Genomic DNA, 23,460 nt, shown 5'->3' on the forward strand with positions numbered 1-23,460 from the left:
TATTTTTTATTCCATTTGAACTTTTTTAAATTCTCAATGTCCTAATTAGTATCATACATGTTTGTTTGTATGACTCCTTGGAATAAGTAAGGAGCCAAAGAAAACCCCAAATGTTAACCCCAAGGCATTTGGGGATTTTTCATTTTGAATTGTCCAGCCAATCATTTAACTTGTCTTGTAATAAATTAAGGCCATATTTTTTTTTAGCAGAAAATACTATGACATTAGTATTTATTTTGAAATCTTCAAGAGCTTTAAGTATCTGAGTTTTAACTAACGAGGATTGACCTTTAGAGATTTTATCTGATTTATTTAAGACAATTTGTACAGGCGTATTTGTTTGTTCACACCAATTTATTAATATTAAATCAGATTCTTTTAAAGGATGTCTTATATCCATTATAATTACTAAGCCCTTTAGAGATTTTCTTTTACTAAGATAATTATTTATTAAAAAACCCCACTTCTTTCTTTCTTGTTTTGAGACTTTAGCAAACCCATAACCGGGTAAGTCTATGACCCTAATTGCATGATTTTCTTCGAGACTAAATACATTTAAACTCTGTGTCCTGCCGGGTGTCTTACTAGTCCTAGCTAAGTTTTTATTATTAGCGAGCGCGTTCAAAACACTAGATTTTCCTGAATTAGATCTTCCGCATAGAGCAACTTCACTTCCAGTATCTTTTGGAAGAGAAGCAACTTCTAGAGCGCTCAATAGAAAATTTATGTTAACAAAGATATTTTTTTCCATCGTTTTTAAAGTAAATGAAAGAAACTGCTAGAATGTTAGTATATAATTCTTGTTCCGCTCAATGTGATTTTTATAAACTTATTGTATGTTGTTAAGAATTTTAATACTCATAGTTCTCTCTTCAAGTGTTCTTGGAGAGGGCGTTGCTTCAAATGGAAAAGAAAAGGTAGCAGCTTGTGTTGCTTGTCACGGGGCTGATGGAAATAGTCTAGTAGGAATTTGGCCAACTTTAGCAGCTCAAAATGAGAAATATTTACTAGGTCAATTAAGGAACATCCAATCAGGAAAAAGAGTGATAATAGAAATGACAGGTCTACTAGACGATCTGAACGAACAAGACTTGGCAGATATCTCTGCATATTTTGCTAGTCAAAATAATATAAATGGAACAACAAGCGAAAAGTATCTTGATTTAGGGTCAAAATTATATTATTCAGGTAGTATAGAAAAAGGTATTCCTGCTTGTACTGCTTGTCATTCACCTTCAGGAAAAGGAAACGCCCTTGCAGGGTACCCTTCGTTGGGCGGACAGAAAAAAGAGTATTTGGATAAAACATTAAAAGAATATAGATCTGGAAAAAGATCAGGTAATGAACAAGCCCTGATAATGCAAAGTGTTTCTTCTAAATTAAATGACGCAGAGATCGAAGCTCTAGCAAACTTTATACATGGCTTATACTAATAATAAGATGATTTCGTGTAGATTTATTTTTTTTGTATCTTTATTTTTGTTGATGTCATGCAATGACAATCAAGTTAAAAATACTTCAATCATTCAATCTAGCCTAGATAATAAGAGTCCTTATCAGGAAGGAATCCATTATGAGTCACTAGATAAACCTTTTGCCACTAGAGATCCTTCCAAGGTAGAAATAATTGAATTTTTTTGGTTTTCATGTGGGCATTGTTATAACTTTGAGAGATATATAAAAGCTTGGAAACAAGGATTGGCAGAAGATATAGATTTTTATAGATCTCATATTACTTGGAATGCTCAAGCAGAGACTCAAGCTAGGATTATGTATGCAGCTAGGGCTTTAGGGGTTGAAGAGGAGGCTGTTGCAGGTGTTTTTCATTCTATACATATAGAAAATCAATTGATGACTGGTCAGTCAGAGGTAGAAAGTTTTTTTAGAGGCTTAGGAATTTCAACAGAAAAATATAGAGCTATTAATTCTTCTTTTGGTGTAAATAATGCTTTAAGCCAAGCCAATAAAAGAATGAGAGGTTATGATCTAAGAAGTGTTCCTGCATTTACAGTAAATGGTAAATATAAAGTTGTCCCTACAAATGATTTAAGTTCGACAGAACTATTGAAAGTTTTAGATTTCTTAATTGAAAAAGAGAAGCTTTATTTAGCAAAAAAAGATTAGAGAATTTATCCGAATGGGCTTTCCAATTTCTCCTATCTTTATACCGGCTAATCGCTTGGAATGGGTAGAAAAGGTAAATAACTCTAATGCAGATGGTATTATCTTTGATTTAGAAGACGCCATTCCTAACGACGAAAAGGATTCAGCAAGAAATGATCTTTTTAAATTTTTAGAACAACATAATACTGAAATCACTTATATCATCCGCATAAATGATTTAAAAACTGAAGCAGGCGTAAAAGATTTAGACCTTCTAAGAAGTTCTTCTCTTATAAACCCTTTAATAATGGTTCCGAAAATAGAAGGGCCGGAAGATTTATCGAAAATTAATTTAACCTTAAGATTTATTGCATTAATAGAATCCCCTCTAGGATTGAGAAACTTAAAAAGTATAGCCGATGAAATTAAGGTAGAAGCATTTGCTTTTGGGCCTGCCGATATGAGTAAATCTTTAGGGAGTTCAATGGACTGGTCTTCGTTGTTATTTTACAGAACAGCAATTATCCTAGAAAGTAGCATTAAAAATATACACCCTATTGATGGTCCTTTCATGGATGTCTCTTCAGAAAATGGTTTAAGGGAAGAATGCAAACTCTCAAAATCATTAGGTTTTAAAAGTAAAATAGCAATTCACCCAAGTCAAGTAGATATCATCAGAGAAATCTTTCTGCCTTCAAGTCAAGAAATAAGAGAAGCCAAAGATCTGATCAAGAAGTTTTATGATTCTGGAAAGGGAGTAATTTCTATAGACGGCCAAATGATTGATAAACCCCTAGTAGAAATTATGGAAAAAAAATTAATATTAGCTGGTTTAGATCCAAAAAAACTTATTTAAAGATAGAGGTGTTTAATGGTTAAAAAGACAAAAGAAGTAGGCCCAAGAAGATACAGAGAAAGTTTTGGTAGATATTTTGAAGAGTTTACAGTTGGAGATATTTATGAGCATAGGCCAGGCAGAACTATTACACAGTCAGATAACACTTGGTTTACTCTGCTTACAATGAATCAGCACCCAATTCATTTTGACGAAGAGTTTGGTAAAGGTTCAGAATTTGGCAGAACTCTCGTTGTCAGCCCATTTACAATAGCACTCATGGTAGGTATGAGTGTAAGTGATATTAGTCAAAAAGCAGTAGCAAATTTAGGATGGACAGATATCGTACTTCCTCACCCTCTATATGTTGGAGATACATTGTATGCTGAGTCTGAAGTTATAGAACTTAGAGAATCAAAATCAAGAAAGGATGATGGAATAGTAACAGTTAAAACATTAGGAAAAAATCAAGATGATATTCTTGTTGCGTCATTTCTTAGATCTGCATTAATTCCTAAAACTGGAAAGGCAGTTGAGGATAAAATTAACTACTAATATACTTAAATAATAAAACTATAGTCAGGAGAAATATGGATATGCAATTTGCGTCACTTTGGGAGTCTACAGCAGATCAACTGGGAGATCATCCTGCTTTGGTTTGTGGTGATGTTGTTACAAGCTGGAAAGATTATGACGATAGAGCTGCAAGATTGGCAATGCTCTTGACTGAGAAAGGTCTTGGAGATGATTCAAAGGTAGGTATTTATCTTCATAATTGTAATGAATATTTGGAAGCCCAGTACAGTATTTTTAAAATAAAGGGAGTTCCTATTAATGTAAATTATCGTTATAAGGCCGATGAACTAACTTATTTATTAGATAATTGTGATGCTGAGGCAGTATTTTATCAGGCTTGTTACTCAGACCAGATTGATTTAATAAAATCTAATTTACCCAAAGTTAAGGTTTTTATTCAACTTGATGATAATACAAATCCATTACTAAGCGGCTCTGTGGATTACGATGAAGTGATAGCTGGCTATGAGCCTATGGAAAGGATAAGAAGATCGGGAGATAATATTTATATGTTGTACACCGGAGGCACAACAGGAATGCCTAAAGGTGTTATGTACCAACATGGCCCTTTTATTAATTCTATGTGTAAGACTCTTAAGGGAATGGGTTTTGATATGCCAGAAGATCCTAAAGATATAGGTAAAACCATTGACTCCTTAAAAGAGGCAAAAGCTTTACCGGTAAGCTTAGTTGCCTGTCCATTAATGCATGGGACTGGAATGTGGTTAGGTTCTTATCTTCCGTTGATTATGGGAGGATCAGTTGTCACTACTTCTAATTTAGGTTTAGATTCTAACTTGTTATGGAAAGAAGTTGAGAGAAATAAAGCTACAAACATGACTATTGTAGGTGATGCTTTTGCCAGGCCATTATTAGATGAACTAGAATCCGCTAAGAATAAAGGGCAGCCTTACGATATATCTTCTCTTCAGTTAATGATTTCTAGCGGAGTTATGTGGAGTTCAGAGGTGAAAGATGGACTACTTTCGCATCATGACATGGTCCTGATGGATGCTTTTGGTTCTACAGAAGGAGGCATGGGCAGTTCGATGTCCTCTAGAGATTCAAAACCTAAAACTGCTAAATTTTCTATAAACCCTGGAGTTATTATTATTAATGATAAAGGGGAGTCTGTAGAGCCAGGTTCTGGTGAACGCGGTAAGCTGGGATTAAGTGCAATGGTACCTCTGGGTTACTATAAAGATCCCATTAAATCAGCGGAAACTTTTAAAGAACACAATGGAGTAAGATATAGTTTTCCTGGGGACTACGCCACAGTTGAACTTGATGGAACCATAAATCTTTTGGGGAGAGGAAGTAATTGTATAAATACAGCTGGAGAAAAAGTTTATCCAGAAGAAGTAGAAGAGGCTATAAAACTCCATCCCAATATTTATGATTGTTTGGTAGTGGGACTTGAAGATAAAAGGTTTGGGCAGAAGGTAGTGGCCTTAGCTTCTTTCTCTGGAGAACAAGAGATTTCTGAACAAGATCTCATCATCCACACTAGGGAACATTTAGCAGGATATAAACTTCCAAAAGATATAATCTTTGTAACAGAAGTTGAAAGGGCGCCTAATGGCAAGGCTAACTATAAATGGGCTAAAGAGGAAGCTGAGTCTACTTTAAGCTAATTCATACTTTAATGAAGGTATCTGAAGCAATTAAATCTAGAAAGACAATTCGCTCTTTCTTGGATACTGCCGTAGAAAATTCTCTTATTAAATCTATTCTAGAAAAGGCGGCTAGAGCTCCTTCAGGAGGAAATCTGCAACCTTGGAGAATCTTTGTCCTTAATAAAGATTCCATGAGTAGATTTAAAGTCTATTTAAATAATAATTCTGAGCCAGATATTCCTGCCTATGATATTTATCCAAAACAGCTAAAAGAGCCATATAGATCTTCAAGATATAAGGTCGGAGAAGATATGTATTCTTTGTTGGGAATAAAAAGAGAAGATAAAGCAGGTAGATTTGCTCAATTAGCAGAGAATTATAATTTTTTTGGCGCACCCGCAGCTTTTTTCTGTTTTATAGATAAACAAATGGGACCTCCGCAATGGTCAGACCTCGGCATGTTTTTACAGACATTTATGCTGTTAGCAAGAGAGGAAGGTTTAGATACATGTCCTCAAGAAGCCTGGGCAGTTAGACCAAAAGTAGTCACTGATTTTGTGGGTGCCGCCGAAGAGTTAATGTTATTTTGCGGCATGGCAATAGGCTATAGAAATAATAAAGCAAAGATAAACGATCTCAAGACTGAAAGAGAGCCCATCAACGATTGGGCATATTTTATAGATTAAACCGTTCTATTGATTGAGATACTTTCTCGCTACAACCCACTTATGTATTTCATCAGGACCTTCATATATTCTCATAGTTCTAAGGTCAGCAGCCATTAATTGCAAAGGCAATTCTTTAGTTACTCCCATAGCTCCGTAAGATTGCATTGCATTATCAATTATTTCTGAAGCCATATCTGTTCCATATACTTTAACCATACTAGCTTCAGTTCTTATATCAATTCCTTTATCTTGTTTTATTGCAGCATCTAAGACCATTAATCTCAGCGCATGGATTTTAGTTGCTGCGTCTGCTACCCACCATTGTATGGTTTGTCTTTCAGCAAGCTTAACTCCAAATGTTTCTCTTTGATTTGATTGTTCTATCATCATAGAAAGAGCTCTTTCAGCCATTCCTATGCACCATGCAGCCATTTGCAGTCTTCTAATAATTAATCTATTTTGCATAGGCGCAAACCCTTTTCCTTCCTCTCCTAATAGTTGATCATTCGGAATTCTGCAGTCTTCTAAGACTATTTCAAAATTACTTGCCCCTCCAATTAATGGAATTTCTCTTTCTAGAATATAACCAGGAGTATTCTTATCTATTATAAAAGCTGACATACCTCCTCTAGTTCCTTTTTTTGAATCTGTAACAGCTATTAATATAGTGAAATCAGCTTCATCAGCTCTTGTTATCCAAATTTTTCTTCCATTTAATATCCAGTCAGAGCCATCTTTAACTGCTTTTGTTGACATGGAAGATGGATCAGTTCCAGCTCCGGGTTCAGAAATAGCTATAGCAGATGACATTTCTCCTCTTGCATATGGCATTAGGTATTTCTGTCTTTGCATGTCATTTGCAGTTTCAATCAACATATGGAGATTAGGTGAATCAGGAGGAAAAGTGAATGGAACTGGTGTAGAGCCCATAGCCTCATTTACTCCTACCATGGCAATTGCCGGCAAATTCATTCCGTCATATTCTTCCGGAACATCTAGACCCCATAGGCCCAATTCTTTGCATTTCTCTAATAAAGGAGTTTTTTCTTCAATATTTAATTTACAAACACCTTCTTTTGCTTCTCTTGCTAATATAGTTGGCTCTAGAGGAATTAACTCTTCTTTTACAAATCTACTGACCGTATCTTTTATCATTTGATATTCTGACGGTAATTGAAAGTCCATTTTGTCTCCTTATAGCTAAAAAAGTTTATTCAAGTCTTTATTTTTTGTTTTAATCAATCTTTCTACCCAGTCATGAAAGATCTGACCACCTCTTTCATTTCTTCCAAACAAAACTTTTTCTAATTTTCCAGTTTTTAGTCCTTTTTGTAGTCTAAGCCCTGTTGCATAATCTTCTTCTTGAACAACAAATTCTAGAAATTTAAATTGTTCTTCTGCTTCTTTTATTTGTTTTTTATTAGGCTTTTTTTCCATTAAGTAATACTGCATGGTAAATGATTCTTCAGGGGATTCCCCTGGCATTAGTTGGGAAAGTAAAACGCTTCTTCCCCCTGCGTTAAATGAAGCAATAGAGATATGCGGAAAAATTGTCCATACACCAGTCATTAGAATAGAAGTAGGCACTTCAGAAACTGGAGAATTAGTATAATCTTTACCATCGCCAGCAAAATCATCCTGATCAGGCAATCTTGAAGGAGAAATAACTCTTTGATGAGGACCCCATTGGTAGAACATAGCTTTATTTGATATCTCCGTTCCAAAGGTTTCACTATGAAGAACTGGTAGATGATAAAGATCTAAATATCCGTCATAGGCAACTTTCCAATTAGGACCTTTCACCATTCGTGTATCAAATATATGCCAATTTTCTAATCCAAAATGTGCCAGCATTTCATCATATCCGGACAAAAAATCTTGTGTTGAAAGAGTTGTTTTCTCATCTAAATTAACCCAAATTATGCCAGCTTTCTCAAGAACATTTAATTTTAAAAGACCATTACATTCCTTATCAAGATCTCCAAAATTTTTATTATCCGCTATACCAATTAAATTTCCGTTTTCATCATAAGCCCAGCCATGATACGGGCATCTAAATGATTTCGAGTGTCCAAAGCCTACTTTCATCATTGCTGCCCCTCTATGTCTGCACATGTTCAAGAAGGCATTTAGCTTTCCTTTAGAATTTCTTTTTATAATAATAGGAATTCCTACTGCCTCTAAGGCCTTAAAATCACCAATATTTGGCAGTTCTTTGGAAAGGCCTAAAACTAAGGGAAGTCGCTTAAAAATTTTTTCTATTTCTAGATTCCATCTATCTAAATCATAGTAGTTAGATGCCGGTATTTCTACAATATTCTTTGCTAATTCTAGAGTGCCATCCTCGGCGTGCTGACGGTTTATTAAAGCCATCTTTTCTAGGCTAACTCTACTCATAGATTATTTTATTCCACATTTCTTTAAGTATAAATTAATGCCGATTTAAGACAACAGGGCATAATTCTTCTTAAAATTTATTTTTTACTTCCAAATTTTGGACCTGACTTGTCAAGCGCAATGAAGCTTTTTTTAACTAATTCATTAACCTCAGATTCTATTTTGCCAATCATCTTTCCTTGCAACATAGTCAAAGCTAGGAAATTCATATAATCATTTAAAGATTTATCGGGTATAGCACCTACAGCCCAATGCCTTACAGCTAATCCCATTGTTCTTACCATAATAGAAGTTAATAGGTCTACTTTAACCCAAGATTGCAAAAATTTATCTTCGTTAATCTCTTCTAAAGCTACCCTGTAAGTTTGATCTCTAATATCATTCCAAGGATGGCCTATCATATATCCGCCACTTGGGTTGATACTTAAAGTTGCTCTAGCATAGATCTTTTCTTTTATGGTTAATGTTGCAATAGTCTGAATAATAAAAAGAAGTCTTTGGACTCCTCTAATCCCTTCTTCTCTTTGAATGCCTCTATGAATATCTACCCATCTTTGGTTTACGGCTGTTGAAATCAAATACTCTTTATTTTCATAATAATGATATAAAGTCTTCAAAGCCACTCCGCTTTTTTTTGCCAAGTCTCTCATGCTCAACTCTTCATAACCTACTTTGGCTAACATTTCCCTAGCTGTAGATAAAACTACAGCTCTTCTTCTTATTTGATTCTCTGTGAGATGTTTCATGAGACAAAAATCCTTGTAATATGATTTAAAATTATAACAAGTTATATAAATTAAGTTAAAATGTGTAAAACTTTAAATTTTTACCTACTTTAAACAATATGAATCTAAAAAGATACGCTGCCAAAGGTTCTTCTGGAGATAAAACACCTGAACCATATCTAGAATATAAAAGAATTTCTAAAGAAAGATATGTATCTCAAGAATTTAAACAAAAGGAATGGGAAGGAGTTTGGACAAAAGTATGGTTTCAGGCAGGGCTAGAAAGGGACGTAAAGGAGCCTGGAGATTTTTTTACCTCAGAAATAGGGAATCTTTCTATTATTATAATTAAGGGAGATGATAATAAAGTCAGAGCATTTTATAATGTTTGTAAGCATAGAGGTACTCAATTAAGGCATCAGAATTGCGGACATGTTGATTCTTTAAAATGCCCTTTTCACGCTTGGGAATATGATAGACAAGGTAATCTTGCTTCAGTTCCAGATGCTGAGACTTTTCCTGCGGGCACCAAAGATTCTAGCCTGAATCTTACTTCCATTCATTGTGAAGCTTGGGCAGGATGGATATTTATATCCTTAAACCAAAACCCTATACCTTTTAAGTCGTATATTTCTGATATCAAGAATCAATTAGAGCCATATCAATTTGAAAAAATGGATCTAATTTTAGATGTCACGGTTGAGTGGAACTGTAATTGGAAAGTAGGAGTGGATGCTTTCAATGAAAGTTATCATGTCATGGGTACTCATCCACAACTATTAGATGTTTTAGATGATCAGAATGTTCAGATAGATTTATATGAAATACATAATAGATATTTGGTTCCTTTTGGAACGCCTAGTCCTAGATTAAAGAACAATGGAGATATTAGTCCTGCATTAGCTAGCTACATGGATCAACAAGGACTAGATTCAGATAATTTTAAAGGAACTGCTCAAGAAGTTAGAAGAGAGATTCAGTTGTTTAAAAGAAAAAATTCCCACAAAGAAGGTTATGACTATTCAGGACTTAATGATGATCAATTATCTGATGATTATCATTATTTAATCTTCCCAAATTTATCGTTAAACATTTACTCAAATAACATGATGAGTTTTAGACACAGGCCTCATCCAGAAGATCCAAACAAGATGTTTTTTGATGTTCAGATGTTTCAAATGGTACCAAAAGGAGAGTCAGAAGGAAAAAGCCATAGATCTATAATTGCAAAAAATATAAGAACCAATGAAGTAAATAAAAACCTTAATGTGAAACAAAATGAATCTAAACCTGGTCGAATAGAGCATGTTTACATAAAAGAAGGGACTGAGCATACTCTTGGTCAGGTGATAGACCAAGATGCTTTTAACTTACCTTTTGTTCAAAAGGGAATGAATAGCCCAGCCTATGAAGGGCTTTGGTGCGGCAGTCAAGAAAGAAGAATAATTCACTTCAATACAGTAATTGACGACTATATTGAAGGCAGACGTTAAGTCTGCCTTCAAATAAATTTTTTAAAAGTGAACGCCCTTAGTGAAACCGCCGTCCACAACTGTATTTGTTCCGGTTATGTATGAAGCTGCAGGACTCCCAAGAAAAACAACTGCATTAGCCACATCTTGAGCTGCTCCCATTCTTCCAGCGGGAATTGAAGCTAGAGTAGCATTATAGAAATCTTCCATATTATCTTTTATAAAATTCCATCCTCCACCCTCAATGTAGATAGGGCCCGGACAAACCACATTACAATTAATTCCTGATGGGGCTAATTCTTGAGCTTTTGTAGAAGATAGATTAAGTAAAGCTGCTTTGAGTGCTCCATAAGAGCCAGCTCCTGGTCCATTTTCAATGGCAGTTGTTGTAGAAATAATAACTATACTTCCTTTAGATTTTGTTAAATCCTCAGTCACAGTTTCTATACCTCTTACAGTTCCCATTAAATCTACTTCGAAACAAGCTTTCCATCCATCTTCAGTGTTGTTACCTCCTCCGGCACTTACATTAGCAACAAATAAATCTACTCCTCCTAGATCAGAAGCAGCCGAAGATATCCATGCTTTGTAGGAATCTGCATCTGCTACATCTGCTACTCCTCCAACTACTTTAGTTCCATGAGATGACAAAGCTTCAACTGCAGAATTGACTTCGTCTTCATTTCTTGCACAGATTGCTACATCAGCACCTTCTTTAGTCAAAGTTTCTGCAACAGCTCGTCCTATACCTTTACTTCCCCCGGTAACTATTGCTTTTTTTCCTTTTAATTCTAAATCCATATTACTCTCCAATTTAATTACATTTTATTTTAATACTTCTTAAGGGCGTTATGTTGTAATTTCTATAAAATTATTTTTAATAAATAGAATTAACTTATATCCGATATTGCCCTTACTGGATTTTTACCATTCCAGGACTTAGAAATTTCTTCTATATATTTATAAAAGTTTATTAAATCTAAACTTTCTTCATAAACTTCTATGAAATGCTTAATCCCCAAATCTGATCCATACCAAGAAAATTGCATTCCATTCCTAGATTGCACTCTTGAGTATAACACTTCTTCAAAACCTCGACTTTTTAAAGAACTTCTTTCTTCATCAAAGTTAGAAGCCATCCAAGCAATATGGTGTATGCCTCCTAATCCATTTTTAGAGGACAGTTTCTCATCATGATCACATATTAGTTCAATCATAATATTATTATTCCATGCATAAGCTGATGAATGGTCATATATTTCATGAACTCCTTTTACCTTACTTTCCATAAGTTTTATATGTTCATTTACAAAAAAGGGGCCTATGGAAAATCTTTTAGACCAATCTTTTGCAGATTTAACAACATCATCTACTTGATACGCAATTTGAATTATATTGCCTGAGTTAAAAAAATTTTTATTCATATATGAATAATATATGCGAAGATTACTTACAATAAAAGTAGTTAAAAATATAACGTGTTATAATTATTTAAGCTTTTTTAATAAATTTTATAAAAATGCCAACCAAAAAAGAAGTACAAGCAAAATTCTCAGGACCATCTGCAAGGGATATCATTGCGTCAGATAAAAAACCTGCAGAGGACTTTTTGTTGAAAGAAGAAAATGACTTTCAAGGAGATAAGGACATAGACTTTACTAGATACACTTCTCAAGAATTCTTTGATCAAGAAATGTCTTTAATGTGGCCTAAAGTATGGCAATGGGCTTGCCGTGAAGAGCATCTTCAAAAAGTAGGTGATACTTATATTTATGAATTTGGTAATTATTCTATCATTATAGTGAAATCTAAGAACGATCTATTACAGGCTTTTTTAAATACTTGTTCACATAGAGGAACAAAAATATGTCCTAATGAAGGATCTGGTTCTTTAAAATTCTTTCGCTGCCCATTCCATGGTTGGTCATGGAATTTAGACGGCACAATTAAAAATATACCAGGAAATTGGGACTTTCCTCATGTATCAGACAAAACGCATGGCCTTCAAAAAGTTAAATGTGATGTCTGGGGAGGTTTTGTTTTTATAAACCTTGATCTAGAAGCTGGACCACTGCAAGAATACTTAGAAGTATTGCCAGATCATTTTGAGAAAACGCCATTAGAAAATAGACACATAACTTTGCATATTGAAAAAACTTTACCAGCTAATTGGAAAGCATCTCAAGAAGCTTTTCTTGAAGCTTATCATAGCTTTGAAACACATAGATCTCCAAACGGTGCAAATTGTCAATATGATGTTTTTGGAAAAAGAACAAGTAGGTTTTTGCATAATAGAGGAACTTATAGTCCTATGGCCCTAGATGATTATCCTGGAGATGAATGGAGAAAGCCTCCATTAACAGAAGAAGAGATACTCAAAAATTTCGGCATAGTAGATCTAGAAACTACTTCGGTCCCAGATGGAGAAACTGCTAGAGAAGTCGCTGCTAAAGAAATTAGATTAAATTTAGGAGATAGACTGGGTGTAGATTTATCTAACTATAGTGATAGTTTAATATTAGACTCTATTCAATATCATCTGTTTCCTAATATGTTTTTCTTTCCTGGGATTACAATTCCAATGTGTTATAGATTCAGGCCTTTAAAAAATGATCCTGAAAAAACTATATTTGATATTATGTTTCTTAGTCCACTCCCAAAAGGAGCAAAGCATCCAGATCCGCCTCAACCTTATAAAATAGATATTCATGAATCTTACCAAGATATATCTGAATTAGGTCTACTAGGAAGAGTTTTTGATGAAGACACAAATAACCTAATCTTGCAACAAGAGGGTTTTAAAACAAACAGAAAAAAAGGACTCACTTTAGGGAACTATCAAGAATCAAGAATAAGAAGAATTCATGCAACATTAGATGAGTTCTTGAAGGCTAAAATATAGAGATTAATATTTAATATGTCCTCAAGTTTTGTTTCAGAAAATAAATTACCAAGGAAAACTAAGTTTTTTTATGGTTTATCCGAGATGCCCATTTCTATAGCAAATGTTCCGCTCACTGCTTTTATTCCAAATTATTATGGATCTGAACTTGGAATTCCTTTGGCGTTTATAGCAACAATTCTATTAGTAACCCGTTTATTTGATTGTATCTCAGATCCTCTTATCGGATATTTAGGGGATAAAACTAATACTAGATGGGGAAGAAGAAAGCCTTGGATATTTATGTCTGCTCCCATAATATTCTTTGCAGTTTATAAATTATTTTTTCCTGCAACAGACGGTTCGGTAGATGGAAATTATTTATTTATTTGGTTATTAGTTTTTTGGCTAGGTTGGACTATGCTATTAATCCCTTACTATGCTTGGGGGGCAGAATTGTCCCCTGAATATAATGAAAGGACTAGCATTGCAGCTTGGAGAGCGCAGATAGGCATGATAGCTAATGTTGCAAGTAAGGTTGTTCCTACTTTGGCGCTTCTTCTTTTTGCTTATGGGGGAACAAGGGAAGTTATAGAAATGATAGGTCTGGCTGTATTAGTATTGATTCCTATTACTATAGGTGCCACTTTATATAAAGTGCCGGAATCAAAAGATTATAATGAAACTCGCATACCTATAATGCAAGGGCTTAGGGCAATGTGGGGAAATCATCCATTTAGAGTTTTAGTGCTTGCTTTTGGAGTTTGCTATATCGGCATGAACCTATCTACGGCTGTATTTTTATTTTATATTCGAGGAATTGTTCAAGAGGAGGAAGCAGGTATTGTATTTTTGCTCTGTTATTATTCTTCTTTACTATGTGGCATTCCATTTTGGACTTGGGCTTCTAAATATCTAGGTAAAAATAAGACTTGGGCAGCAGGCTTAACCTGTTTTGTTGTTGTAACTCCTACTTACCTTTTTTTAGGTCCAGGGGATTTTCTTTGGACCCTTCCTGTTACAACAATATGTGGATTTGGAGCAGGAGCTACCTATGTGATGCCCCATTCTATGAAAGCAGATGTAATAGATATTGATAGATTAGAAACAGGGGAAGATAGAACAGCTCTTTTCTTTGCTGTTTGGTCTTTTGTAATGAAACTAGGGGCAGCTTTAGGTCCTGCTCTAGCCCTAGCTATGTTATCTTGGTCTGGTTTTGATTCAACACCAGGCGCCTATAATGGACCTGATCAACTTTTAGGTTTGAGATTAATATTTGGACTTTCTACCCCAATATTTTTTGGCGCCACGGCAATAATTATGCTTTTTTATCCCATAACAGAAAAAAAACAAATTGAAGTTAGAAAGAAAATTGAGGAACAAAGAGCTATGCAACCTGAGTCAGGCTAAATTTATAGGAAGAAGAGATGCAATTAAAAGAAAATCAGTGGCAAATAGGAAAAGTTAAGATAACTAGAATATTAGAAAGTGAGGGAGCGTTTGGATTATTTGTTGTTCCCGAAGCTACTCCTGAAAACCTTGAAGGTATGGACTGGTTAAAGCCGCATTTTGTGAATGAGAAATGGGTGCCTATGGTCAGCATACATGCACTTATTATTGATACTCCATCTAAAACTATTGTGGTAGATACTTGCTTAGGTAATGATAAAAAAAGGTCAGTTCCTGGCTGGAGTGATCTGCATACCAGTTTTATAGATGACATGAAGGGTGCAGGATATCCTCCCAATCAGGTAGATGCAGTTCTCTGTACACATCTTCATACTGATCATGTTGGTTGGAATACGACTCTCATTAATGGAAAATGGGTGCCAACTTTTAAAAATGCAGAGTATTTGTTTGCTAAGGATGAATGGAAATATACAGAACAACAATCTTCTAAAGATCCTCACTACAATGAATTCTTTATTGACTCTATTGAGCCTATAAAGGAGGCGGGGCTAATAAGATTTGTAGAGACAAATGAGATTATCTGTGAGGAGATAACTTTAGAGCCTACCCTGGGTCATACTCCAGGTCATGTAAGTGTTCGCATTGAATCGGAAGGAGAAAAGGCAGCTATTACTGGAGACTTTCTTCACCACCCATCACAAATGGAGAAATTAGATTGGGAGTCAATTGCTGATTGGGATGCTAATTTAGCTAAAGAAACTAGACGTAAAAAGCTAAAGGAGTATTCAGAAGAAGATATATTGGTTTTTGGTACTCACTTTGCAAGTCCTTCAGCAGGCAAAGTAATAAAAAAAGGGGACCATTTTGAATTTGATGTTAAATAAAAAAAGGGCCACTTCTATGTGACCCTTTAGTAAGTCAACTATCTAATCATTGGGGTAATTAGATAGTTTTCAATTAAACTACTAGAATTCTCTTCCAATAGTTAAGCCCATTTCTCTAGGCGGAGATGCATAACGAATCCCCCAATTTGATGAGAAAGCAACATGGACTTCTGTATATTCTTCATCTGTTAGGTTTTTTCCCCATAGAGTTGCGTACCATCCATCATTACCTTTGTATCTTACACTTGCATCAACAAGTTTAAATGAGGGATAGTCAAATAACCCTGGTGTATTTCCATATTGCAATTCAGGAACCTTTCTATAGGACATTCTTCCAGTAACATATCCTGTGGATACAGGACGATCATAGGTTAAAGCTAGATACAAAGACTTATCAGCAACACCTTGCCATTTAGCAGATTTGTCATCTGTGCCATCACCATCGAAGTCAATTAAAGATTTATATGCAGTATCTAATTTACCAGCATTTATATCTAAAGCTAAGTAGTCCCCATCTGTAAATGCACTTTCTGCAAGAACAGCTGTTAATTCAACTTCAAAACCTTTTGCTTCAGATTTTGGAAGGTTTCTTAAAGCTTGATAAGAGTCTCCTGCTCCAGCAGTTCCTTGAGCATTATCACCTGTTATTCCTGAGTGATAAGTTCTTACTAGATCTTGTATATCCATAACAAAGTAAGTTGCATTTACTCTGAATCTTTCAGAGTCATACTTAATTCCTATTTCAGTATTCTCTACCTCCTCTGGATCAAAAGTCCCTGGATTTTGAGAATAGAGTAGATCATTATTTGATGCTCTAAAATTAAATCCCCCTGATTTAAAACCTGTAGAAATGGTACCGTAATAAAGCAAATTATCAGTAGCTCGATGTTCTAGAGTCAGTTTATAGGATATATCATCTACGGTTAGAACATTCTCTACATCAAAAACTCTGTTATTAGGTAGTCCTGCAGTAGGAGTTTTTTCAGTTGAGTAGCAAGTGTAACCGCCATTATATGAGCCTTCCCATTCGGAGCTCCCAAAAGGATAGTCCAGCCAGCATGATCCTATATTAACCATAGCTAATTTGCCGTCTTTTTCCTCATCACTCCATCTTAATCCAGCTATAACATCAGTCTTATCTGATATATGGAAAGTACCCTCACCAAAAACACCTAAAGTTTCATGCTCTAAGATTCCTACTTGGGCTCCACCAACATTTTCAAATCCTGGCCTTCTTGGATTTCCATTTGGATATCCATATTTTTGAGGTGAACCACCGCCTCGGCTGTAACGTTGTTCAATGTTTAAGACTTCTTGATTAAATATGTTAATACCCATGATGTAATCAAATTTTTCCCCTTCATTAGAAGCAAATCTTAATTCCACAGAAGATTGCTCATGTTCTGTTACGGTATGGTTTTGAACATCAAGAGCAAGATTTGTCGCTCCATCAAAGTCTGTACCAGAAAGTTTATCTAGTTCTCCTGTTGCTGCTATAAGAGTTACAACTCCACTATCAAGTGTCCAATTTGCTTCCATAGTGAAACGATCTCTTTCATCTTCTCCTATACTTGCGAATGGTTCATTGTCTCTAAAGGTGTCATGCCAACCATATCCTGTGCTTAAAACATGTACGGAGTTTTTATAGTTTTCTGGAGAAGCTAGACCTAAAGCTGAAGTAGAACCCCCATCACCATCTCTTTCATAATGGTCAAGAATGAAAGTAATATCAAAATTATCTGCAGTATAAGTAACAGAAGGTCTGACTATAGTTTCTTCTTTATAACCTATAGTTCCTCCATTATTCAAATCATTGATGTATCCATCATAATCATTTGCATATATAGCTAAACGACCAGCTAAGTTTTCTCCTAATGCTCCATTTAAAGTCAAAGCCATATGTCTTCTTCCATATTTCCCAAAACCGACTTCTATTTTTCTGGAAGTTTCCATACTCGGCCTTTTACTGCGCATAACAATAGCACCCGCTGTAAAATTTCTTCCAAGAACGGTTCCTTGAGGGCCTCTTAATATTTCAACTGATTCTGTATCAAATAGGTTGAGGATACCCCCGCCACGTTGACCAATATAAACCCCATCTACTATAGTTCCTACAGCAGGATCTAAACTAGGGATAGATCCTGTTGTGTATAAGCCTCTTATTCCTAATCTTTCAAATCCTGGAAATGTGTTGACTTCTCTAAATTGAGCATTAGGTATCATTGCACCTAGGTCTCTTGTTTCTAGTGCAAACATAGCTTCTATTCTATCTTCCGATATTACAGTAATAGCAATTCCGGTATCTTGAACATCCGTACCTTGCACTTTCTTTTGTGAAGTAACTACTAGTTCTTCTATAGCACTCCTGCTTTCATTCTCAGCCAATAAATAAGCTGAAGAAAAAAAAGATAAAAAAGTAAAGGTCAATAACTTATTTGTAAGGTTAAATAAATTCATAATTTCCCCATTTGAATTAAAATATAATTTGGAATTATTATAACTAATTATAAAAAAAAATCAAAACAAATAGTTTCGTAATAGGAATATCCTTATAACAATGCGTATAAGAGGGTTTTATAAAAATAACATGTTATTTTTATTAAGTATAACTGTAAATAAAATTATTATAACAAGTTATATTTATTAACATTTTTTATTTAAAATAAGGTATTATAATTTTTTATATTAATGAGATTTTAAATATGGATCTTGGAATAAAGGGCAAGAAGGCGATAGTAAATGGTGGAAGTTCTGGCATGGGAAAAGGGAGTGTTATAGCTTTAGCTAAGGAGGGTGTTGAATTATATGTTTCAGCTAGGGGTGAAGAAAGATTAGTAAGAGCATGTAAAGAAATAGAGGAACTAACAGGCTCGAATATTACTCCAATAGTTGCTGATCATAGTTCTGATGAAGGAAGAAAATTAATTTTAGATATATGCCCTGAGCCCGATATTCTTGTTGGCACATGTGCCCCCCCAGTTTTTACTGGTGATTATACAAAAGTTTCAAATGAAGCCTGGCTTGAAACACTTTCAGTAGCTTTATTGAGTCCTGTTCAGTTTATGAAAGAATTGGTACCTGGTATGTGCAACAGGGGTTGGGGAAGGATAGTGAATATAGGAACTGGAGCGGCTAAATATCCGGCAGAAGTAAGAATACTATCAGGCCCTCCTAGAGCGGCCCTAGTTAACTATGCTGTAGCAGTTGCAAAGAAAGTAGCAAAGCATAATGTATGCATTAATAATCTGTTACCTGGTATGCATATTACAGACCCCATCATAGAAAGGTATACCAAAGCTGCTGAAGAAAATGGTACTTCTATGGAAGAAGAGATTCAAAAGTTTGTAAAACAATGGCGAATTCCAGCAGGTAGATTTGGCGACCCTAATGATGTAGGCTCCATAGTTGCAATGTTTTGCAGTGAATTTGCTAATTACACAACGGGACAGAGTCTTGTTGTAGATGGCGGAGTAACGAATTCAACCTTTTAAAAAATAAGAGAAATTCATGACTGAACATATACTATTCGAAGTAAAGGATAAAGTTGCAACAATAACTCTCAATAAGCCTGAGAGGAAGAATGCTTTTGATAGCGACATGGTAGAAAACTGGGTTAATGCTCTGGAGGAATGTAAAGAAAGAAAAGATGTTTCAGTTGTTATATTGACAGGCGCTGGAAAATCTTTTTGCGCTGGAGGAGATGTAAATAATTTAGGAGCTAATACTAAGCCTTCACCCATGGACACAAAAGACCATTTTCATGATGGTCTTCACAATATTGCTAGATTGACAACCTCCATAGATAAACCTTTTATAGCAGCTGTTAATGGTCAGGCAACTGGTGCAGGAGTTGATATGTCATTGCATTGTGATATTAGGTTCGCTTCAGAAAGTGCTATTTTTTGTTCTACTTACACGCGATTTGGTCTAGCTCCAGGGAACGGAGGAACATATTTTTTACCAAGAATAGTTGGAACATCGAAGGCGTTAGAATTATTTTGGTCTACAGATATAATAGACGCAGAAGAGGCTTTAAGAATAGGCTTAGTAAATAAAGTTTATCCAGATGATGAATTAATGGAAAAGACTATTGAATGGGCTATCAATGTGTCTAAGAAAGCACCTATACCCGTGCGAATGATAAAGAGAATGGTATATCAACAGCAGAATATGGACTTAATTTCAAGTCTTGATCAAATCTCATCTCATATGGTTCCCGTAAGAGCAAGCGAAGACCATAAAGAAGGGGTGAAAGCTTTTTTTGAAAAAAGGGATCCTGAATTTAAGGGCAAGTGAAATATAGATGAGTACTAAAAAAGACGAGCGGCATATTTCTTCTTCTCCTACATGGGACAATCCTAAGATAGAGGGACATAAATTAGAAGGTAATATTTATACATCAAAGGAAGTCCTACAAAAAGAATTAGACTACCTCTGGCCAAATGTTTGGCTACTTATGGGGCGAGCTGATGAAATTCCAGATACAGGAGACTATCAAACAGAAGAATTAGGCAAAGAAAGCTTTATTATGGTTAGGCAAAATGATCTTTCTATTAAGACTTTCTTTAATGTTTGTCAGCATAGAGGGGCAAGACTAGCTCATAATCCTATAGGCTTTAATGAAGCTTTTAAATGCCCTTATCATGGTTGGACTTGGGAGCTAGATGGAACTTTAAGTCACGCCCAGGATTCTGAAGACTTTCCTGAAGGAAACCCTTGTGGAAAACTGACCTTACAAGAAGCTAAGACAGAAATTTTTGCAGGCTTCATATGGATAAATATGAATCCTGAATGCAAGCCACTCAAAGAAGAGCTGGGACCAGTATGGGATGACTGGAAGGCCTATGAGATCCATAATTGGAAAAGGTACCAGGCTCAGACAGTTAACCTTCCCTGTAATTGGAAATTAGTTTTAGATAACTTTAATGAATCTTATCATGTGCCTACAGTGCATGCTCCATTAGGCACTGAGGCTGAAAAAAAGAGAATGGCATCCGGTGTCGATACTGACTACAAGAATACTCAGTTTGATCTTTCTAATCAAGGCCATAATAGGATGATCATGAAAGGTGGATATGCTAAAGGAATAGCAGAACTGCCTGGAGGAGAAATAGGAGAACCTTTAGCTTCGGTTATGAAAGAATGGAGTTTGAATCCCAAAGATTTTAAAGGAAAGGGTTTAGAAACTAGAGAAGCTCTTCAGAAAGCTAAAAGGAAGATAGGGAAAGTAAAGGGTTACAGTCATTATGATAATTTAAGAGATGAACAGTTAACTGACGCTTTTCACTATACTCTTTTCCCTAATTTTGCTGTCTCTTTATGGGCCGATGGTTTTCATTTTTTAAGAGCTAGACCTCATGCCACTGATCCTGAGAGATGTGTGTTTGATAATTGGTGGTATAGCAGTCAACCTGAACATGAAACAGCTCCAGTGAGGACAACAGTTGGAATTGTAGAAAGAGAGGAAGAAGTAGAACATGATGTTTTTGAATTAGGAGAAAAAAGTTGCGGTGTCACTATTGATGGTGATATTGCAATGTTTCAAATACAACAAATGGGCGTTAAGTCTTCAGCTTATAAGGGAGCCTATTTATCCGGACAAGAATCAAGGGTATCAAGGTTTCATGAAATGATAGATAACTTCATAGAAAAATATTCAAAAGACTAACTTTTTTCTATTCTTATCCCGACCTTCCCATCCTTAATTTTTACTGGATACGTATTCAGAGGTTTTTTTGTTAGATTTCCCTGAGGACAACCATTTTTAAGATTGAATCTTACTCCATGAAGGGGACAAAATAGGTAGTGACCTTTTTGCCTTCCACCTTCTAGTTTTGCAAAAGCGTGAGTACATTTATTTTGCACTGCATAGACTTCATCTCCCACCCTGCAAAGCAAAATGCTTAAATCATTAAAAGGAACTGCAATATTCCCTTTTTCAGGAATTTCGTCTAAATTGATTAAGTTTATGTAGTCTTCAGGCATGGCAAAGATCAGGAATTATAACGAGTTATATTATTTTGACAATGGCAGCCTCTCCCAATAAAGTAATTAAAATTAAATATAAACTGAATTATGAATAAAGAGATAGAAAAAGTTCCTTCACTTAAAGAATTATCTGATAGAGGGGCAATTGAATATTTATTAAAAAGGCATAGCAGGGGAATAGATAGACTTGATTTGGATTGTTTACTTTCTTCATATTGGGAAGATGCTCAAGTAGATTATGGTGGCTTTAAAGGTCTTGCTCATGATTTTGCAAGAAAGGTAATACCATCCCTCGGGCAAAAATATAAATTAACCCAACACAAGATTTCAAATATTTTAGTAACTTTTAATGATGAAGAAGCTTTTGCTGAAACATATGTAACAGCCTATCATCTATATAAAGAGGAAGAAAAAGAAATGACTTATACAGGCCGCTACATTGATAGGTTAAAATTCAAAGATAGGCTTTGGAAGATATCACATAGAACTGCTGTAATGGATTGGAACAACATTAAAAAAGTTGATCAAGATTTGACTGGCAGTTTTGAATTATTAGCTAAAGGATCTCATTTCCCCGAAGACCCTTTATATAAAAAACTAAAATAAAAGGAGAATATATGTCGAACGATATAGAGAAAACTTACTTAGATAAACAAGAGATATATGAGTTAGCTTGTAAATATATGAGAGGTTTGGATAGATGGGACAAAGAGCTGCTTGGGTCAGTTTTTCATGATGATGCTTTTTGTGAATATGGTTTTCATAATAGTGATGCAGCCACTTTCGTAGATTTTTGCATGGAGGCTTTAGGAGGTCATATATCAAATCACCACATGATAGGACAGATGTTGATTGAGGTTGACGGTGAAGAGGCTTTTGGAGAAGTATATTTTAATGCTTACCATAAGACGAAAAAGGAAGATGGCTCTTTTGAGGAAGTAATTATAGCTGGAAGATATATAGATAGATATGAGAAAAGAGAAGGTTTATGGAAAATTTCATATAGATCAGAAGCAGTAGATTTTACAAGGACACAAGATTGTAATGAACCTTATTATGATACTCCTGGAGGACAGGCTTGTATTAGAGGAAAAAGACAAGATGATAATGTCTATGATAAAGAGAGAACAAGAAAGAGGATTTAGGTTATGAAAAGACTACTAGTAACCGGCGCAGCAGGGGGAATAGGTTCTGAAATAGCAAGGCACGCAGGAAATCTAGGGTATAAGGTTGGTCTTATAGATATAGACCAAGATGGATTAGAAAACCTAGCTAAAGAGATTCCGGATGCCATAGCATTACCAACCGATATTTCAAATGAAGAGTCTGTTCAAGATAGCTTAAATAAATTTAATGATTTACCAGATGCCTTAATAAATTGTGCAGGGATAGTTAGGTTTGGTAGTTTATTAGAGCAAAGTGCTGAAGATTTTCGTAAAGTATTTGAAGTGAACCTATTGGGCTGTTATATCATGAGTTGCGCCTCAGCTAAGCTCATGATTAAAAAAGGCGCTGGGAATATAGTAAATATAAGCTCATTAAGCGGTGGGAAGCATCCGGCCATTCATGCAGGTGCTTACGCTTCAACTAAGGCAGGAATGGTAATGCTATCAGAACAAATGTCTTTGGAGTGGGGCAAAGATGGAATTAGAGTTAATGCCATTTCTCCAGGTTTCATAGATGCGGGGATGGCATCTTCACATTATGCAGATAAAAAAGAGAGAGAAAAGCGAGAGAAGATGGTCCCAATCCAAAGAATAGGTACAGCAGAAGATATTGCTAAAGTAGCTATGTTTTTACTTTCTAATGATTCTTCATATATCCATGGAGAAAATATTTTGGTAGATGGAGGAGTGATAAATAGTGTCTTAGCAAATATTAGCAGGTCCTAAGAACATAAATTAA

24 protein-coding genes are annotated in these 23,460 nt (G+C 35.2%); 16 read left to right on the forward strand and 8 right to left on the reverse strand.

Annotation, left to right across the window (positions count from 1 at the left end):
• Positions 1-139: 139 nt before the first annotated feature.
• The gene (yihA, locus tag P8J93_08545; GenBank protein ID MDG2061847.1) at positions 140-751 is read right to left on the reverse strand and encodes a ribosome biogenesis GTP-binding protein YihA/YsxC; all 612 of its coding nucleotides are present in this window, start codon (positions 749-751) and stop codon (positions 140-142) included.
• An 85-nt stretch (positions 752-836) separates the two neighbouring features.
• Here yihA and P8J93_08550 point away from each other — a divergent pair, with 85 nt between their 5' ends.
• The 6 genes from P8J93_08550 to P8J93_08575 are packed head-to-tail and all read left to right on the forward strand — an operon-like array spanning position 837 to position 5,816.
• Positions 837-1,433, forward strand: a complete 597-nt coding sequence (locus tag P8J93_08550; protein MDG2061848.1) for a c-type cytochrome — start codon at positions 837-839, stop codon at positions 1,431-1,433.
• Positions 1,420-2,124 (forward strand): thiol:disulfide interchange protein DsbA/DsbL, encoded by a 705-nt coding sequence (locus tag P8J93_08555; GenBank protein MDG2061849.1) that lies wholly within the window; start codon positions 1,420-1,422, stop codon positions 2,122-2,124. The genes P8J93_08550 and P8J93_08555 overlap by 14 nt, the downstream gene beginning before the upstream one ends.
• A gap of 13 nt (positions 2,125-2,137) precedes the next feature.
• On the forward strand, positions 2,138-2,959 hold the full coding sequence (locus P8J93_08560; GenBank protein ID MDG2061850.1) for a CoA ester lyase: 822 nt from the start codon (positions 2,138-2,140) through the stop codon (positions 2,957-2,959).
• A 15-nt stretch (positions 2,960-2,974) separates the two neighbouring features.
• Complete coding sequence (locus P8J93_08565; GenBank protein MDG2061851.1) at positions 2,975-3,493, forward strand: MaoC family dehydratase; 519 nt, start codon at positions 2,975-2,977, stop codon at positions 3,491-3,493.
• A gap of 41 nt (positions 3,494-3,534) precedes the next feature.
• Positions 3,535-5,148: an acyl-CoA synthetase gene (locus P8J93_08570; protein MDG2061852.1), complete on the forward strand. Its 1,614-nt coding sequence runs from the start codon at positions 3,535-3,537 to the stop codon at positions 5,146-5,148.
• A gap of 11 nt (positions 5,149-5,159) precedes the next feature.
• Positions 5,160-5,816 (forward strand): nitroreductase, encoded by a 657-nt coding sequence (locus P8J93_08575; protein MDG2061853.1) that lies wholly within the window; start codon positions 5,160-5,162, stop codon positions 5,814-5,816.
• Positions 5,817-5,822: 6 nt separating this feature from the next.
• On the opposite strand, the gene P8J93_08580 is transcribed toward P8J93_08575, so the two are convergent.
• From P8J93_08580 to P8J93_08590, 3 genes are all read right to left on the reverse strand, one after another.
• A complete protein-coding gene (locus P8J93_08580) occupies positions 5,823-6,983 on the reverse strand; it encodes an acyl-CoA/acyl-ACP dehydrogenase (GenBank protein ID MDG2061854.1) in 1,161 nt (386 codons plus the stop codon).
• A gap of 15 nt (positions 6,984-6,998) precedes the next feature.
• Positions 6,999-8,195 (reverse strand): aromatic ring-hydroxylating dioxygenase subunit alpha, encoded by a 1,197-nt coding sequence (locus tag P8J93_08585; protein MDG2061855.1) that lies wholly within the window; start codon positions 8,193-8,195, stop codon positions 6,999-7,001.
• A 77-nt stretch (positions 8,196-8,272) separates the two neighbouring features.
• The gene (locus P8J93_08590; protein ID MDG2061856.1) at positions 8,273-8,941 is read right to left on the reverse strand and encodes a TetR/AcrR family transcriptional regulator; all 669 of its coding nucleotides are present in this window, start codon (positions 8,939-8,941) and stop codon (positions 8,273-8,275) included.
• 98 nt (positions 8,942-9,039) lie between these two features.
• Between P8J93_08590 and P8J93_08595 the strand changes: the two genes are divergently transcribed.
• Positions 9,040-10,413, forward strand: a complete 1,374-nt coding sequence (locus tag P8J93_08595) for an aromatic ring-hydroxylating dioxygenase subunit alpha (GenBank protein ID MDG2061857.1) — start codon at positions 9,040-9,042, stop codon at positions 10,411-10,413.
• Between the two features lie 21 nt (positions 10,414-10,434).
• Here P8J93_08595 and P8J93_08600 read toward each other — a convergent pair whose 3' ends face one another.
• Positions 10,435-11,205, reverse strand: coding sequence for an SDR family NAD(P)-dependent oxidoreductase (locus tag P8J93_08600; GenBank protein ID MDG2061858.1), 771 nt, complete (start codon positions 11,203-11,205; stop codon positions 10,435-10,437).
• A gap of 77 nt (positions 11,206-11,282) precedes the next feature.
• Positions 11,283-11,816, reverse strand: a complete 534-nt coding sequence (locus P8J93_08605; GenBank protein MDG2061859.1) for a VOC family protein — start codon at positions 11,814-11,816, stop codon at positions 11,283-11,285.
• A 95-nt stretch (positions 11,817-11,911) separates the two neighbouring features.
• On the opposite strand from P8J93_08605, the gene P8J93_08610 reads away from it, so the two are divergent.
• Genes P8J93_08610 through P8J93_08620 form a run of 3 tightly spaced genes read left to right on the forward strand, consistent with a single transcriptional unit; the run spans position 11,912 to position 15,567 of the window.
• Complete coding sequence (locus tag P8J93_08610) at positions 11,912-13,294, forward strand: aromatic ring-hydroxylating dioxygenase subunit alpha (protein MDG2061860.1); 1,383 nt, start codon at positions 11,912-11,914, stop codon at positions 13,292-13,294.
• A 15-nt stretch (positions 13,295-13,309) separates the two neighbouring features.
• On the forward strand, positions 13,310-14,683 hold the full coding sequence (locus P8J93_08615) for an MFS transporter (protein ID MDG2061861.1): 1,374 nt from the start codon (positions 13,310-13,312) through the stop codon (positions 14,681-14,683).
• 17 nt (positions 14,684-14,700) lie between these two features.
• Positions 14,701-15,567 (forward strand): MBL fold metallo-hydrolase, encoded by an 867-nt coding sequence (locus P8J93_08620; protein MDG2061862.1) that lies wholly within the window; start codon positions 14,701-14,703, stop codon positions 15,565-15,567.
• A gap of 81 nt (positions 15,568-15,648) precedes the next feature.
• Here P8J93_08620 and P8J93_08625 read toward each other — a convergent pair whose 3' ends face one another.
• Positions 15,649-18,024 carry a TonB-dependent receptor gene (locus P8J93_08625; protein MDG2061863.1) on the reverse strand — a complete coding sequence of 792 codons (2,376 nt, stop codon included), beginning with the start codon at positions 18,022-18,024 and terminating at the stop codon, positions 15,649-15,651.
• Positions 18,025-18,269: 245 nt separating this feature from the next.
• Between P8J93_08625 and P8J93_08630 the strand changes: the two genes are divergently transcribed.
• The 3 genes from P8J93_08630 to P8J93_08640 are packed head-to-tail and all read left to right on the forward strand — an operon-like array spanning position 18,270 to position 21,235.
• Positions 18,270-19,058: an SDR family oxidoreductase gene (locus P8J93_08630; GenBank protein MDG2061864.1), complete on the forward strand. Its 789-nt coding sequence runs from the start codon at positions 18,270-18,272 to the stop codon at positions 19,056-19,058.
• Positions 19,059-19,074: 16 nt separating this feature from the next.
• Positions 19,075-19,863, forward strand: a complete 789-nt coding sequence (locus P8J93_08635; protein MDG2061865.1) for an enoyl-CoA hydratase — start codon at positions 19,075-19,077, stop codon at positions 19,861-19,863.
• Positions 19,864-19,870: 7 nt separating this feature from the next.
• The gene (locus P8J93_08640; protein ID MDG2061866.1) at positions 19,871-21,235 is read left to right on the forward strand and encodes an aromatic ring-hydroxylating dioxygenase subunit alpha; all 1,365 of its coding nucleotides are present in this window, start codon (positions 19,871-19,873) and stop codon (positions 21,233-21,235) included.
• Here P8J93_08640 and P8J93_08645 read toward each other — a convergent pair.
• On the reverse strand, positions 21,232-21,552 hold the full coding sequence (locus tag P8J93_08645; GenBank protein ID MDG2061867.1) for a Rieske 2Fe-2S domain-containing protein: 321 nt from the start codon (positions 21,550-21,552) through the stop codon (positions 21,232-21,234). The two genes, P8J93_08640 and P8J93_08645, sit on opposite strands and share 4 nt — an antisense overlap.
• Before the next feature lie 90 nt (positions 21,553-21,642).
• Between P8J93_08645 and P8J93_08650 the strand changes: the two genes are divergently transcribed.
• The 3 genes from P8J93_08650 to P8J93_08660 are packed head-to-tail and all read left to right on the forward strand — an operon-like array spanning position 21,643 to position 23,447.
• Positions 21,643-22,161: a nuclear transport factor 2 family protein gene (locus tag P8J93_08650; protein MDG2061868.1), complete on the forward strand. Its 519-nt coding sequence runs from the start codon at positions 21,643-21,645 to the stop codon at positions 22,159-22,161.
• An 11-nt stretch (positions 22,162-22,172) separates the two neighbouring features.
• Positions 22,173-22,700: a nuclear transport factor 2 family protein gene (locus P8J93_08655; GenBank protein ID MDG2061869.1), complete on the forward strand. Its 528-nt coding sequence runs from the start codon at positions 22,173-22,175 to the stop codon at positions 22,698-22,700.
• Between the two features lie 3 nt (positions 22,701-22,703).
• Complete coding sequence (locus tag P8J93_08660) at positions 22,704-23,447, forward strand: SDR family NAD(P)-dependent oxidoreductase (protein ID MDG2061870.1); 744 nt, start codon at positions 22,704-22,706, stop codon at positions 23,445-23,447.
• Positions 23,448-23,460 lie beyond the last annotated feature (13 nt).

The sequence above is a fragment of the SAR86 cluster bacterium genome (assembly GCA_029268615.1).
Lineage (GTDB): Bacteria > Pseudomonadota > Gammaproteobacteria > Magnimaribacterales > Magnimaribacteraceae > JAQWNM01.